Source organism: Sphingomonas swuensis (genome assembly GCF_039538045.1).
GTDB lineage: Bacteria > Pseudomonadota > Alphaproteobacteria > Sphingomonadales > Sphingomonadaceae > Sphingomicrobium > Sphingomicrobium swuense.
Genome location: NZ_BAABBQ010000001.1, coordinates 137688 through 151002 on the forward strand (window position 1 = coordinate 137688; position 13315 = coordinate 151002).

Consider the following 13315-nt stretch of genomic DNA (forward strand, 5'->3'; position numbering starts at 1 on the left):
GCATGTCCGACGCAGCCGCCCGCCTTGCCGATCTCCGCAACGCCATCGCCAGAGCCGCCAAGGCGGCCTCTCGCGACCCTGAGGGCGTTCAACTGATCGCCGTGAGCAAGGGCCGCAGCGCCGAGGCGATCGAAGCGCTGATCGAGGCCGGGCAGCGCGACTTCGGCGAGAACCGGGTGCAGGAGGTCGCGGCCAAGTGGCCGGAGCTCCGCCGCCGGCATCCCGATGTACGTCTCCACATGATCGGGAGCCTGCAGTCGAACAAGGCCGAGGAAGCGGCCGGATTGTTCGACGTCATCCATTCGCTCGACCGGGCGAGCCTCCTTCAGGCGATGGTCAAGGCGGAATGGCACGGACCGACCTATGTGCAGGTCAATATCGGCGACGAAGCGCAGAAGGGCGGGATCGCAATCGCGGAACTGCCCACCTTCCTGGACAAGGTGCGCGACGCCGGAATCAACCTTGCAGGGTTGATGGCCATCCCTCCCAGCGAAGTGGAAGCCTCACCCTATTTTGCCCTGCTCGCAAAGCTGGCGCGGCGGCATGACGTCACGGGTCTGTCGATGGGGATGAGCAGCGATTTCACGTCGGCGGTGATGCTCGGCGCCACGACTGTGCGGGTGGGATCGGCGCTGTTCGAGGAGACCGGCTAGTCGAGGTGCCCGCTCTTGGCGCGCTTGACCGCCAGATAGTGGGCATTGTGCGGATTGGCGGGAAGGTGATGCGGGACGCGGGTTACCGCGATCCCCTCGGCTTCGAGGCCGGCAAGCTTGGCCGGATTGTTGGTCAGGAGCCTGATCTCGCGGTGGCCGAGCGAGCGGAGGATCGCTGCGGCGAGCGCGAAGTCCCGCTCGTCGTCGGCGAAACCCAGGCGGCGATTGGCCTCGACCGTGTCGAGCCCGCGGTCCTGAAGCCCGTAGGCGCGGATCTTGTTGGCAAGGCCGATCCCGCGGCCCTCCTGCCGGAGGTAGAGGAGAATTCCGCCGCCATCCTCCGCCATCAGCCGAAGCGCGGCACGAAGTTGCGGGCCGCAGTCGCATTTGAGGCTGCCGAACACGTCCCCGGTCAGGCATTCGCTGTGCAAGCGGACGAGCGGAGCCCTGCCGCCTGGTGCCCCGACCTGCAGCGCGACGTGCTCGCTCCCGTCTTCCTCGGCACGAACCGCGATGATTTGCACCTCGGCATCGAGACCCTCCACCGGAAGAGCGGCCCGAGCCGCGATGGTGGCGGTGCGTGGGGCGATCGCCGCAGTCGCCTCGCACGACTCGAGCGACAGCGCCGAGCGATCGGAGAGCACCCACAGAGCCGGGAGAAGGCCCGCTCGGCGAACGAGCCCGAGCGCCGCCGACGTATCGTCGGAATGCTCCGGCGACCTTGTCGTCAGCGGCCCGGCGGAGAAGCGGGCGAAGTCCTGACCCGCATCGACCAGCGAGCGCACGCTCGACGGCGTCAGCCAGTCGGCCCGCTCGATCAGGACGGGAGCGTCGGGAGTGGCGGCGTCCCGCTGGTTGGCGAGCCCCAGCGCTGCGGCGCGTGCACCGCTCAGCAGGATCGGAGCGCGCGCGTCGGGATCAAGCAGGGATAGCAATTCGTCGGTGACGGTCTCGACAGCGGCAATGGTCAGGCCGCCCACGGTGACCGGCCGACCGGCGCGCAGGGCGGCGATGGCGCGGGCCGCCTTGCTCAAAGCTCGAGATCCACCACCAGTGGCACATGGTCCGAAGGCTTCTCCCACGCACGGCAGGGCTCGTGGACCTTGTGCATCACGGCCTGCGCGGCGACGCTTGGACTCGCCCACATGTGGTCGAGCCGGCGCCCGCGGTCGTTCTTGGTCCAGTCGGCCGAGCGATAGCTCCACCACGTGTAGTTGCGCTCTGGCGCGGGGACGAACTTGCGGCCGAGGTCGACCCACTCGTGCGCCGCCTGGAGCGCGTTCAGCGTCTCGACCTCGATCGGCGTGTGGCTGACGACGTCGAGCAGCGCCTTGTGGCTCCACACGTCGCATTCGAGCGGCGCGACGTTGAAGTCGCCGACGATCAGCGTGGGCTCCTTCAGCTCTTCCGACCAGCGGGTCATCCGCCCGAGGAAGTCGAGCTTCTGCCCGAACTTGGGATTGAGCGTCCGGTCGGGGATGTCGCCGCCCGCCGGGACATAGACGTTCTCGAGCCGAAGGCCGTGCGGAAGCCGCACCCCGACGTGCCGCGCCTCGCCATTGTCCTGCCAGTCGTGACGGCCATGCGCCTCGAGCGGCACCTTGCTGAGGATGGCGACGCCATGGTGCATCCGCTGACCATTCAGCGCCTGGTGGACATAGCCGCGCTCGGCGAAGAAGCTGGCGGGAAAGACCTTGTCCTCCGCCTTCGTCTCCTGGAGGCAGAGCACGTCGGGCTGTTCCTCGTTGAGGAAGCGTTCGACGATGGCGGTCCGGGCGCGGACCGAGTTGATGTTCCAGCTGGCGATACGAAGACGAGTCACGCGGGCTCTCTAGCGAAGAGGCGCCCCGAAACGCAAAGGCCCCCGCTCCGGGGGCATGGAGCGAGGGCCGACCAAGCGTTCGTCACGCGAGGGACCAGACGGGGACCCGGTAACAGGGGGAAACCCAAGTCCGTCCGCCGGTCAAAGGTGCTACTATCTCATCGAGCCTGAAGCCCGCATGAACAGTTGCACAAACGATACCAATCACTTCCGCTTCTTGGGCTCGGCGAAGGTGAAGGCGCTCTCGGCAATGGCGCCATTGTAGCGCTGCCCATCGAGCTTGACCGTGGTGCGCTTGTTCTGCGCGTCGATCGCAGTCCAGCCCTCGAGCATCAGCCCGCCGGGCGCACCGGCGTTGCGGGCGAAGGCAAGCAGCAGCGTGCCGAACTCGGGACGGCGGGCGTCGCGGGCACGAACGATGACGATGTTCGGGTTGGCCTGCTTTTCGATCCGCGCGATGCGGCCGAGGTTGGGCTGCGGCGACAGCAGCACCGACAGCGGCGACTTGGCGATCGGCCAGGCCGACTTCTGCCCGACATCATAGTCGACGAAGGTGAGGTTCCGGCCGTCGCCGACCAGCAGCATGTTGGCGCCGCGGCCATATTCGAAGCGGATCTTGCCCGGCCGCTTGAGGCTGAGGTTGCCGTTCATCGCGCGCCCGCGACCATCGGTCTGGACGAAGGTCGCGGTCATCGAACGGGTGGCGGCAAGGCTCTGTTCGACCTGGCGGATCGGATCGGCCGACTGGGCAATTGCGGCCGGGGCGGCGAGGGTCAGCGCAGCGGCGGGCGCGAGCAGGCGTGCCGAAAGGCGGAGGAAGGACATGGAAGCTCCTGATGTCATGTTCGAGCGGGACGCTAGGTCAGCCCCCTTGAATGCCCTCTGAATTCGTCTGTTCCCCGCCATTCAGCCGACGAAGCGCTCGCGCAGGGCGAGAAGGGCGAGTGCCGCCTCGGCTGCGCCGCCGCCCTTGTCGAGGCGCGCGGGGTCGGACCGGGCCAGGGCCTGATCCTCGTTCTCGACCGTCAGGATGCCGTTGCCGATCGTTAGCCCGGAAAGGGTCAGGTCCATGATCCCTCGGGCGCTCTCGTTGGAGACGACCTCGAAATGGTAGGTCTCGCCGCGGATGATGACGCCGAGCGCGACGAAGGCATCATAGTCGCCGCTTTCGTCGGCAAGCGCGATCGCGCCCGGCACCTCGAGCGCGCCCGGGACGGTCAGCGTGTCATGCTCGTGGCCCGCCGCCTCGATCGCGGCGCGGGCACCGGCGAGCAGCAGGTCGTTGAGATGCGCGTAGAAGCGCGCTTCCACGATCAGGATCCTGGCCATCGGGTCAGCCCTCCTTTCCGAACGAGCGTTCCTCGACGATGGCGAGGCCATAGCCGCTGAGTCCGACCGGCGAATGGTGGCTGTTGGTCAGCAAGATCATGTCATGGACCCCCAGCGCGGCAAGGATCTGGGCGCCGACACCGTAGCTGCGCAGCGTCTCGCCTTCCTCGACGTCCTTGCCGGCGCGGCGATCGGCCGACCGCGACAGCGAGCCCGGGCTTGCAGCGTGGAGCGCGACGACCACGCCCGAGCCCTCCTCCTCGATCATCCGCAGCGCGCTCGGGAGCAGCCCGTTGCGGGTGCCCGGCTCGCCAAGCACATCGGCGAAGAGGTCGAGGCTGTGCATGCGGACCATCACCGGCCCGGTCGGGTCGAGCGGGCCGAGCACCAGCGCGAGCTGCTCGGCGCCGGTTGCCTTGTCGCGGAAGACCTGTGCCTGCCATTCGCGCCCGGAAGGCGAGTGAAAGGGCGAGGCGGCGACCCGCTCGACCAGATGATCGCGACGGAGGCGGTAGGCGATGAGGTCGCGGATCGTCCCGATCTTGAGTCCGTGGGTTCGGGCGAAGTCCATCAGATCGTCGAGCCGGGCCATCGTCCCGTCCTCGCGCATGATCTCGCAGATCACGCCCGACGGGTTGAGCCCGGCGAGGCGGCTGACATCGACCGCCGCCTCGGTATGGCCCGCACGGACGAGCACGCCGCCAGCCTGGGCCACCAGCGGGAAGACATGGCCGGGGGAAACCAGAGCGTCGGGGCCGTTGGCCGAATCGATCGCCACCGCCACCGTCCGAGCCCGGTCGGCGGCGCTGATCCCGGTCGAAACACCGGTCCGGGCCTCGATCGAAACGGTGAAGGCGGTGCCGTGCCGGGTTCCATTGTGGCGTGCCATCAGGGGCAGGCCGAGCTGGTCGACCCGGTCCTTGCCGAGCGCAAGGCAGATGAGGCCCCTGCCGTGGCGGGCCATGAAGTTGATCGCGTCGGGAGTCGCCATCTGCGCCGGGATGATGAGGTCACCCTCATTCTCGCGGTCGTCATCGTCGACCAGGATGAACATCCGGCCATTGCGGGCCTCGTCGATGATCGCCTCGGCCCCGACCAGCACTTCGCTGGTGCCGCGGGCGAGCAGCCGTTCGAGGCGGCCGAGGGTGTCGGCAGTGGGGTTCCAGTCGGGCTGGCCCAGCTTGCGGAGGGAGTTGGGGTGGAGCCCGGCGGCCCGTGCGAGGCCGGAGCGGCTGATCTCGCCAGTCTCGATGATCTCGGTCAGGCGCTCGATGAGAGTGGTAGCCATTTGGGCGCAATATCACATTACAATGTGACAATCCAGCGGGGGTGGCCGCACTCGCAATGTGAACGGCGTTGCTGAAGTTACCCAAGTTACCCAGGTGTGCAGCTTTTTCCCGCACATCGCCGCCATCCTGCTGCACGAGGGTGAGGCGACAGCCCACCCTCGCAACCCAAATCCTACTTGTCCAGCGGCGCGGTTCGAGCCGCGGTCATGCGCTGGAGGTATCGGGCGAGCACGTCGATCTCGACGTTGAGGCGGCGGCCGACCGCGAGGTCGCCGAAGGTGGTGTGCTGCCAGGTATGCGGGATGACATTGACGCTGAAGTGGGTGGCGTCGCCGTGATCGGAAACTTCGTTGACCGTCAGCGACACGCCATCGACCGTCACCGAGCCCTTGGGGGCCAGCATCGGGCCGAGCGCGGCTGGCACCGACAGACCGACACAGGTCGAATCGCCTTCGGGGCAGAGGCCGATCACCTCGGCGAGCCCGTCAACGTGGCCAGTGACGAGATGTCCCCCGAGCTCGTCGCCGAGACGCAGCGCACGTTCGAGGTTGAGGCGGGCTCCCTCCTGCCACAGCCCGGGCGCGGTCTTGGACAGGCTCTCCTGGCTGATGTCGACCGCGAACCAGTCGGGACCCTTGTCGACCACGGTGAGGCAGGCGCCCGAGCAGGCGATCGAGGCACCGAGCGCGACGTCGGCCATCTCGTAGGCGCAGCCGATAACGAGGCGCAGGTCGCCGCGAGCCTCGGTGGAGCGGACGGTGCCGATGTCAGTGACGATGCCGGTGAACATGACTGCCTCGCGGGAAGGTGCCTCGACCTGGCAAGGCACGAACGGTGATGGAAGCCGACCTCTATCCGCTAGTCCCGAGCGAAGTCGAGGGACGCCGGACCGGGCTGCCTGACCCGCTCGTAGACCTCGAGCCGGTCGATTCCGAGGCGCCGGCCGTCGCGCGGCTCCCAGCGGCCATGGGCGTCCCCGATCGCGTCGAGCCCGATGTAGCCGACGCTCTGCCGCCCCTCGCCGATGATGATCGGCGCGCGGTAGAGGAGGATGCGGTCCACGAGGTCGGCGGCGAGGAAGGCGGTGGCGGTGGCCGAGCCGCCCTCGACCAGAAGGTCGTTGACGTCATGGAGGCGGAAGACGTCCTCGGGCGAGGCGAGCATCTCCCATCCCTCGACCGGCTCGCCGCGGCTGAGCAATGCCCGGCGCGGCGAGCGCTCCTCGAGGCCGGGAAGGCGCACATCGAGGCGGGGCCGGTCGGCGAGCAGGGTGCCGCGGCCAACCAGGATCATGTCGGTATGGGCCCGCTCGAGGTGCACATGGGCGCGGGCATCCTCGCCGGTGATCCACTTCGATTCGCCCGAGGGGAGCGCGATCTTGCCGTCGATCGACAGGGCGAGCTTGAGCGTCACCCGGGGGCGGCCGAGTGCCATCCGGGTCAGCCAGCCGGCCATGCTCTCGCGCGCCTCGGCGGCGCCAATCCCGCTTTCCACCGAGATGCCGGCCCCGCGCAGGCGATGAAGACCCTCTCCGGATGTCCGGCGATCGGGGTCCTCGATGGCGGCGACGACATGGGCGACGCCCGATTGAAGGATCAGGTCGGTGCAGGTCGGGCCACGGTGGCTCCGATGATTGCAGGGCTCGAGCGTGGTGACGAGGCTCGCGCCCTGAGCCCGCTCGCCTGCCTCGGCAAGCGCGACCGCCTCGGCGTGCGGGCGTCCGCCCGGTCGGGTGGCGCCGCGCCCCAGGATCGCGCCGTCGGGCGCGATGACGAGGCAGCCAACGTTCGGATTGGGCGCGGTGGTGCCGCGGGCGGCGGCGCCGAGCGCGACCGCGGCGGCCATCCATCCGGCCTCATTCGATGCCGAAGGTATTCGCAATCTCCTGGAACTGCTCCTGCCGCTCGCGGGCGCGCGCCTCGCGGGCCTTCTGATCCTTGACCTGGTCGGCCTTGATCTGGGCGTCGGTCCGGTCGGGCCCGTAGCTCTCGACGTAGGTGACCGTGGTTGGCGGCGCGGTGTTTATGCTCGCGTCGAGGAAGAAAATGACCACGATGACGAGGGTGATGCCGAGGCTGAGGCCGATGGCGAGGGTCTTGTCGGGGCTGCGGCGCGCCCAGACGGCCTTGAAGTCGCGCCACGCGGTCCGCGGCGAGTGCATCGGTGGAAGGACGGACATGGATGCGATGTAGGAGGTGGGGGGCGGGACCGCAAACCGGACATTGCACCCGGCCCGCGGCCCCGGCCTCCTACTCCTCCAGCTCGAAGCGAAGGGTGATGACGAGAGTGGAAGCGACGGCGCGGCCATCCTCTGTAGCGGGCCTGTAACGCCAGTAGCGGATGAGGTGGCTCCGTGCCGAAGCGAGGAAGGCAGGGTCTGCCGCCCCGACGGGGTCGACCGAGACCACCCGCCCGCGCTGGTCGATGCCGAGGCGGAGGCGGAGCACGGCTTCTTCCTCCGAGCGCACCTTCGAGTCGGGATAAGGCGGACGAAGCAGGTCGGCGGGGGTGATGGCGCGCGCCTGGACGAGCACCGGGTCGGCCCTGGGCGCCGGCAGTGGCTGCGGCAGCACTTGCGGGAGCGGGGTCTCGATGATGGTGCCGATCTCGGGCGTGCCGTTGAGGATCGGCGGACCGCTCTCGAGGCTGTGAGGCGGGCCGGGCAGGGGGACGACCGGATTGGTGCGTTCGACGAAGCTCTCGGTCGGGCGCTGCTGCTCGGTGCGAGGCTGCGGCTCGGGCAAGGGTGGCGGGTCGACCGGTTTGGGCAGCGGCACGTTGTAGATCGTGGTCGGGGTGGGGGTGAAGATGGTGCCGGGGTTCATCCTGGCGGTGATCAGGAGGCCGATGGCGAGCGCGTGACCACCGACGATCAGGGTCAGCATGGTCGGACTCAGCCGGCGATGGGTCCGGCGGTGGGCGGCGTAGGCAAGCATGGCAACCTCCTTCACATCCGAGTCGATGTGGAGAATGTTACATCATAACATGCCAAGCACAAGTGAGTTGATGCTGCTGCGCCTGCCGGTCGTGTCAGGCGCTCGCGGCGCGAAGCCGGGCGAGTGCGCGGTCCTTGCCGATCAGGCGGGTGAGCGGGGACATTTCGGGACCGCTCGGCCGGCCCGTGAGCGCGAGCCTCAGGGGCAGGAACAGCGCCTTCCCCTTGCGACCGCTCGCCTCCTTGAGCGCGCCGGTCAGCGCGTGCCAAGGGTCGCCGGACCAGTCGAGGTCGGCCGCAATCTCCGAAGCCGAGGCGAGATAGGTGCGGTCGTCGGGAGCGAGCTCCGTGGCGGCGACGTCGCCGTGAAGTACGCCCTGCCATTCCTCGATGTCGCCGAGCCTGTGGAGGGCGGAGCGAAGGCAGTCCCAGGTGTCGCTGTCGACCCAGCCGGGCAACCGATCCGCGACGGCCTCGAAGGGCAGGGCGTGGAGCAGCCGGCCGTTGAGCTGCTCGACCTCGGCCATGTCGAAATATGCCGGAGCGCGGCCGAAATGGGCGAAGTCGAAGCCGTCGGCGAGTGGGCCGAGGTCGGCGATCGGCTCGACCGGCTGGCTGGTCCCGAGCCGGGCAAGGAGGCTGAGCAGCGCCATCGGCTCGAGCCCCGCTTCCTGCAGCGCGGGCACGCCGACCGCACCGAGGCGCTTGGACAATTTGCCGTCGGCCGCGACCAGCAGCGCCTCGTGGGCAAGCGCGGGCGGGGTTGCGCCGAGGGCATCGAACATCTGCAGCTGGACCGCGCTGTTCGAGACGTGATCCTCGCCGCGCACGATGTGGGTGATGCCAAGATCGATGTCGTCGATGACGCTCGGGAGCAGGTAGAGCCAGCTGCCGTCGGCGCGGCGGATGACGGGATCGGACAGCAGGGCGGGGTCGAACTTCTGTTCGCCGCGGATGAGGTCGGTCCAGGCGATCGGCGCCTGGTGGTCGAGGCGAAAGCGCCAGTGGGGCGCGCGGCCTTCGACCGGCGTGTTCTCCCTCTCCGGCCGCTCGTAGATCGGCGGAAGCCCGCGGCCGAGCAGCACCTTGCGGCGCAGGTCGAGCTCTTCGGGAGTCTCGAAGCAGGCATAGACCCGGCCGGCGGCGCGAAGCCGTTCGAATTCGCGCTCGTAGAGGGCGAAGCGGTCGGACTGGCGAACGCTGTCGTGCGGATGCAGCCCGAGCCAGGCGAGGTCCGCGCGAATCGACTGCTCGGCCTCGGCGGTCGAACGCTCGCGGTCGGTGTCGTCGATGCGAAGGATAAAGCGGCCGCCATGCGCGCGAGCGAACAGGAAGTTGTGCAGCGCGGTGCGGATGTTGCCGACGTGGAGCCGACCGGTCGGCGAGGGCGCGAAGCGCGTGACGATGGTCATGGCTCAGTCCCCGGTGCGAAAGGCATTGGTGATCGGGTAGCGGCGGTCGCGGCCGAAGTTGCGGCCGCCGAGCTTGACCCCGGGCGGGGCCTGGCGGCGCTTGTATTCGGCACGGAGCACCATCTTCTCGAGGCTTGCGACGAGCGCGACCTCGCTGCCGGTCTTGGCCGCCACTTCGTGGACGCTCAGTTCCTGGTCGATCAGCCCGTGGAGGATCGGATCGAGCTTCGCGTAGGGCGGCAGCGAATCCTCGTCTTTCTGGTCGGGGCGAAGCTCGGCCGAGGGTGGCTTGTCGATCACCCGCTCGGGCATCACCGGACCGGCCGGGCCGAGGAGGCCGTCGGGCCGGTTCGCGTTGCGCCAGCGCGAAAGGGCGAAGACGGTGGTCTTGTAGGCGTCCTTCAGCACCGAATAGCCGCCCGCCATGTCTCCGTAGAGGGTGGCGTAGCCGACGCTCATTTCGCTCTTGTTGCCGGTGGTCAGGAGCATGTGGCCGAACTTGTTCGACAGGCCCATCAGCGTGACCATGCGGAGCCGCGCCTGGATATTCTCCTCGGCGAGATCGGGCGCGCGGCCGGCGAAGCTCTCCTTCAGCATCGCGCCGAGCGCGTCGACCGCGGGAACGATCGGGATGACGTCATGGCGGATGCCAAGCAGGGTCGCGCTTCCTTGCGCATCCTCGACGCTGGTTGAGCCGGTGTAGACCGAGGGCATCATCACGCCCCAGACCTTGTCGGCGCCAAGCGCGTCGACCGCGACCGCCGCCGACAGCGCCGAATCGATCCCGCCCGAGAGACCGAGGAGGACGCCGGGGAAGCCGTTGCGCCCAACATAGTCGCGCAGGGCAACGACCATCGCGAGGTAGACGTCCTCGGGATAGGGCGAGAGGGCGTGGACCTCGCTCGTTTCGCAGGACCAGCGGCCGTCGCCGCCCCGGCTCCAGTGGGTAAGCAGCATCTGCTCCTCCCAGTCGCGCATCTGGACGACGCGATTGCCGTCGCCGTTGAAGACCATCGAGCTGCCGTCGAAGGCGAGCTCGTCCTGGCCGCCGACCCGGTTGAGGTAGACGAGCGGCAAGCCGACGTCGCGCGACCGGCCGGAAAACAGCCGCTGGCGAAGATCGTCCTTGTCGATCTCGTAGGGGCTGCCGTTGGGGCTGAGCAGGATCTCGGCGCCGCGCTCGGCGAGGTGGCGGGACACCTCCTCGAGCCACAGGTCCTCGCAGATCGGGAAGCCGAGGCGGACACCCTTGAAGGTGAAGGGCTCGGGCAGCGGGCCGGAGGAGAAGACGCGTTTCTCGTCGAAGGTGCCGTAGTTGGGCAGCTCGCGCTTGAAGCTGACGAACAGCTCCTTCCCGCCGTCGGCAAGGATGACGGCGTTGTAGGCCTTGCCTTCGCGCAGCACGATCGAGCCGAAGACGACCGCGGGGCCGGGCTCGGCCGTCGCCGCGACGAGGCGGGCGGCGGCGGCCTCGGTCTCGCGGAGGAAGGCGGGCTTGAGCACCAGGTCCTCGGGCGGATAGCCGGTCAGCTGGAGTTCGGGCACCAGCAGGAGGTCGGCGCCGGCGGCGACACGGCGCGCGGCGAGGATCGCCTCGGCGTTGGCGGCGAGGTCGCCGACCCGCTGGTTCATCTGGGCGAGCGCGATGGTGAGTTGGTCGGTCATCTTGGTCGAAGGCTCTAGCGGCTGCCGGGCTTTCGTCCAACGCATCGCCCCGCTAGGAGGGCGGCAGCTCACGGGGGACTGGACGCCTTATGAAACTGCTCGCCGGCAACTCCAACGCGCCGCTGGCCAAGGCGATCAGCGACTATCTGGAGATCCCGATCACCAAGGCGAGCGTGCGGCGCTTCGCCGACGAGGAGATCTTCGTCGAGATCCACGAGAACGTCCGCGGCGAGGACGTCTTCCTCATCCAGTCGACCAGCTTCCCCGCCAACGACAATCTGATGGAGCTGCTGATCTGCGTCGACGCGCTGCGGCGCGCTTCGGCCAAGCGGATCACCGCGGTGGTGCCCTATTTCGGCTATGCCCGGCAGGACCGGAAGCCGGGGCCCCGGACCCCGATCTCGGCCAAGCTGGTGGCGAACCTCATCACGACCGCTGGCGCCAATCGGGTGCTGTCGGTCGATCTCCACGCCGGGCAGATCCAGGGCTTCTTCGACATCCCGACCGACAATCTGTTCGGAGCGCCGGTGATGAGCGCCGACATCCAGGCGCGCTTCGGCGACCAGCCAATCACCGTCGTCTCGCCCGACGTCGGCGGGGTGGTGCGCGCGCGGAGCCTCGCCAAGCGGCTGAACAACGCGCCGCTGGCGATCGTCGACAAGCGCCGCGAGAAAGCCGGCGAATCGGAAGTGATGAACATCATCGGCGAGGTCGAGGGGCGCTTCTGCATCCTGATCGACGATATCGTCGATTCGGCGGGGACGCTGTGCAACGCGGCCGCCGCGCTGAAGGCGCAGGGCGCGGTGGGCGTGGTCGCCTATGTCACCCACGGCGTGCTGTCGGGCGGCGCCTCGGCGCGGGTGCAGCAGAGCGAGCTGACCGAGCTGGTGGTGACCGACAGCATCTATGCCGGCGAGGCCGACCAGCCCGGCGGAAAGATCCGCCGGTTGACCATCGCGCCGCTGCTCGCCGAGGCGATCCGGCGGATCGCCGACGAATCCTCGGTCTCGAGCCTGTTCGACTAGTCCTAGGGGCGCGCGGCGACCGGCGCCGCGCCGCTTGCCGTCAGCGCGCCCGCGGAGGCAAGCCGCGGGCGACCATGGATCCACGACCGGCCCGCGCCGAAGCTGGCCACGGGCTCGAACCCGGCCCGGCGATCGGCCGCCACGGGCAGATCGCCCTGTTCCTCCAGAAGCCACCAGCGACCGTCGGCGCGAGCGGCGAGCATGACATAGTCGCCGCGCACCTGGTCGCGGCCCATCATGAGGTAATAGTCGCTGCGGGGATAACCGAGCGCCCGCAGCGCCTGATATTTGAGGATGGCGCGATCATCGTCGTCGCCGAAGCCGCTGGCGAGCGTCTCCGCCGCACTCGCCCAATAGATACGCGCATTGTACTGCGTCCCGTCCGAGCGCCAGCCGATGCGGCGATCGACCTGGGCCTGGACGAATTGAAGCTGCGCCAAGCGCCCGAGCGCTCTCGCGGGGGCGACGAGGGACTGGAGCGCGGCGCAGGGACGCGCGTCGCTTGCCACCTTCTGCCACTTGTCGCCCCAGCGGCCCGAAGGTCCGGGGAGGGCGACCGTTCCGAACAAGTGCGGACGGACCTGGGCGGTGACAGTGATGCTGTCGGCCTGCTGGGCCGGCGCGGTCGTTGAAAAGGTGACGAGGAGGAGGGCGGCACATGCCGCCAGTCGGGCCGCCGCAGCGGCGCGAGGTCGATCCGTCGTCCCCATCTTCCCTCCTGTTGCAAGCCCCCGGCAATCGTTCCGGGAGCATCATGAACAGAAAGGCTTTTGCGAAGTATATGGTTAATGGACTGTAGCGGATTGACGTCGAAACGGTTCTTTTCAGCGCCGAAACGATGGCGTGAGGTCAAATGGAATCGTCGGTTAAGGGTCTTCAGGGCGGCAAGCTCCTCCTTAGCCGCCCTGAAGTGCCACTCCGATCTGCATCAGGCCTGCTGCGGCGCGAGCACGCCAGCGGCGAGGTAGAGGATGATCGCGACCGGTCCGGTGATCAGCGCGGCGAGGATGAAGCCGAGGCGGATCAGCAGCGGGTCGGCATCGGTCATGTCGGCGACCCCGGCGGCGACGCCCATCAGCTTGCCGTCGGTCTTGTTGAGCGTGAAGCGGTTCATGGCTGTCCTATCCTGTTCAGGCGATCTGCAGCGGGCCGACGGCGGCGCTGACGAACAGCATGGCGGCGACG

15 protein-coding genes are annotated in these 13315 nt (G+C 68.6%); 2 read left to right on the forward strand and 13 right to left on the reverse strand.

Annotated features, from left to right (window positions below; genetic code table 11):
* The first annotated feature begins 2 nt into the window (after positions 1-2).
* Positions 3-653: a YggS family pyridoxal phosphate-dependent enzyme gene (locus tag ABD727_RS00710; RefSeq protein ID WP_344705471.1), complete on the forward strand. Its 651-nt coding sequence runs from the start codon at positions 3-5 to the stop codon at positions 651-653.
* On the opposite strand, the gene ribA is transcribed toward ABD727_RS00710, so the two are convergent.
* The 11 genes from ribA to ABD727_RS00765 form a co-directional block, all read right to left on the reverse strand.
* Positions 650-1687: a GTP cyclohydrolase II gene (ribA, locus tag ABD727_RS00715; protein WP_344705472.1), complete on the reverse strand. Its 1038-nt coding sequence runs from the start codon at positions 1685-1687 to the stop codon at positions 650-652. The genes ABD727_RS00710 and ribA overlap by 4 nt on opposite strands.
* Positions 1684-2475 carry an exodeoxyribonuclease III gene (locus ABD727_RS00720; protein ID WP_344705473.1) on the reverse strand — a complete coding sequence of 264 codons (792 nt, stop codon included), beginning with the start codon at positions 2473-2475 and terminating at the stop codon, positions 1684-1686. Before ABD727_RS00720 ends, ribA begins: the two co-directional genes overlap by 4 nt.
* Before the next feature lie 204 nt (positions 2476-2679).
* The gene (locus ABD727_RS00725) at positions 2680-3300 is read right to left on the reverse strand and encodes a LolA family protein (protein ID WP_344705474.1); all 621 of its coding nucleotides are present in this window, start codon (positions 3298-3300) and stop codon (positions 2680-2682) included.
* A gap of 81 nt (positions 3301-3381) precedes the next feature.
* Entirely contained in the window at positions 3382-3804 is a 423-nt protein-coding gene (gene ribH, locus ABD727_RS00730) for a 6,7-dimethyl-8-ribityllumazine synthase (protein ID WP_344705475.1), read from the reverse strand.
* 4 nt (positions 3805-3808) lie between these two features.
* Positions 3809-5092 carry a 3,4-dihydroxy-2-butanone-4-phosphate synthase gene (gene ribB, locus ABD727_RS00735; RefSeq protein WP_344705476.1) on the reverse strand — a complete coding sequence of 428 codons (1284 nt, stop codon included), beginning with the start codon at positions 5090-5092 and terminating at the stop codon, positions 3809-3811.
* Positions 5093-5265: 173 nt separating this feature from the next.
* Positions 5266-5883, reverse strand: coding sequence for a riboflavin synthase (locus ABD727_RS00740; protein ID WP_344705477.1), 618 nt, complete (start codon positions 5881-5883; stop codon positions 5266-5268).
* Between the two features lie 68 nt (positions 5884-5951).
* Positions 5952-6938 carry a bifunctional diaminohydroxyphosphoribosylaminopyrimidine deaminase/5-amino-6-(5-phosphoribosylamino)uracil reductase RibD gene (gene ribD, locus ABD727_RS00745; RefSeq protein ID WP_344705478.1) on the reverse strand — a complete coding sequence of 329 codons (987 nt, stop codon included), beginning with the start codon at positions 6936-6938 and terminating at the stop codon, positions 5952-5954.
* Positions 6939-6948: 10 nt separating this feature from the next.
* A complete protein-coding gene (locus ABD727_RS00750) occupies positions 6949-7272 on the reverse strand; it encodes a hypothetical protein (RefSeq protein WP_344705479.1) in 324 nt (107 codons plus the stop codon).
* Positions 7273-7342: 70 nt separating this feature from the next.
* Positions 7343-8029 carry an energy transducer TonB gene (locus ABD727_RS00755; RefSeq protein WP_344705480.1) on the reverse strand — a complete coding sequence of 229 codons (687 nt, stop codon included), beginning with the start codon at positions 8027-8029 and terminating at the stop codon, positions 7343-7345.
* A gap of 94 nt (positions 8030-8123) precedes the next feature.
* Positions 8124-9440, reverse strand: coding sequence for a glutamate--tRNA ligase (locus tag ABD727_RS00760; RefSeq protein WP_344705482.1), 1317 nt, complete (start codon positions 9438-9440; stop codon positions 8124-8126).
* A gap of 3 nt (positions 9441-9443) precedes the next feature.
* Complete coding sequence (locus ABD727_RS00765) at positions 9444-11105, reverse strand: NAD+ synthase (RefSeq protein ID WP_344705483.1); 1662 nt, start codon at positions 11103-11105, stop codon at positions 9444-9446.
* A gap of 89 nt (positions 11106-11194) precedes the next feature.
* Between ABD727_RS00765 and ABD727_RS00770 the strand changes: the two genes are divergently transcribed.
* Positions 11195-12130, forward strand: coding sequence for a ribose-phosphate pyrophosphokinase (locus ABD727_RS00770; protein ID WP_344705484.1), 936 nt, complete (start codon positions 11195-11197; stop codon positions 12128-12130).
* A 2-nt stretch (positions 12131-12132) separates the two neighbouring features.
* Here the strand turns inward: ABD727_RS00770 and ABD727_RS00775 are convergent, their stop codons facing one another.
* Entirely contained in the window at positions 12133-12840 is a 708-nt protein-coding gene (locus ABD727_RS00775; RefSeq protein WP_344705485.1) for a hypothetical protein, read from the reverse strand.
* A gap of 218 nt (positions 12841-13058) precedes the next feature.
* Positions 13059-13244, reverse strand: a complete 186-nt coding sequence (locus ABD727_RS00780; protein WP_344705486.1) for a PspC domain-containing protein — start codon at positions 13242-13244, stop codon at positions 13059-13061.
* Positions 13245-13315: the final 71 nt, after the last annotated feature.

Excerpts from the sequence above, each read along its gene's own strand:
- ABD727_RS00750 (WP_344705479.1), bottom strand. The coding sequence starts at position 7,272 with ATGTCCGTCCTTCCACCGATGCACTCGCCGCGGACCGCGTGGCGCGAC.
- ABD727_RS00740 (WP_344705477.1), bottom strand. The coding sequence starts at position 5,883 with ATGTTCACCGGCATCGTCACTGACATCGGCACCGTCCGCTCCACCGAG.
- ABD727_RS00770 (WP_344705484.1), top strand. The coding sequence starts at position 11,195 with ATGAAACTGCTCGCCGGCAACTCCAACGCGCCGCTGGCCAAGGCGATC.
- ABD727_RS00780 (WP_344705486.1), bottom strand. The coding sequence starts at position 13,244 with ATGAACCGCTTCACGCTCAACAAGACCGACGGCAAGCTGATGGGCGTC.
- ABD727_RS00760 (WP_344705482.1), bottom strand. The coding sequence starts at position 9,440 with ATGACCATCGTCACGCGCTTCGCGCCCTCGCCGACCGGTCGGCTCCAC.
- ribB (WP_344705476.1), bottom strand. The coding sequence starts at position 5,092 with ATGGCTACCACTCTCATCGAGCGCCTGACCGAGATCATCGAGACTGGC.
- ribH (WP_344705475.1), bottom strand. The coding sequence starts at position 3,804 with ATGGCCAGGATCCTGATCGTGGAAGCGCGCTTCTACGCGCATCTCAAC.
- ABD727_RS00765 (WP_344705483.1), bottom strand. The coding sequence starts at position 11,105 with ATGACCGACCAACTCACCATCGCGCTCGCCCAGATGAACCAGCGGGTC.
- ABD727_RS00725 (WP_344705474.1), bottom strand. The coding sequence starts at position 3,300 with ATGTCCTTCCTCCGCCTTTCGGCACGCCTGCTCGCGCCCGCCGCTGCG.
- ABD727_RS00710 (WP_344705471.1), top strand. The coding sequence starts at position 3 with ATGTCCGACGCAGCCGCCCGCCTTGCCGATCTCCGCAACGCCATCGCC.
- ABD727_RS00775 (WP_344705485.1), bottom strand. The coding sequence starts at position 12,840 with ATGGGGACGACGGATCGACCTCGCGCCGCTGCGGCGGCCCGACTGGCG.
- ABD727_RS00755 (WP_344705480.1), bottom strand. The coding sequence starts at position 8,029 with ATGCTTGCCTACGCCGCCCACCGCCGGACCCATCGCCGGCTGAGTCCG.
- ribD (WP_344705478.1), bottom strand. The coding sequence starts at position 6,938 with ATGGCCGCCGCGGTCGCGCTCGGCGCCGCCGCCCGCGGCACCACCGCG.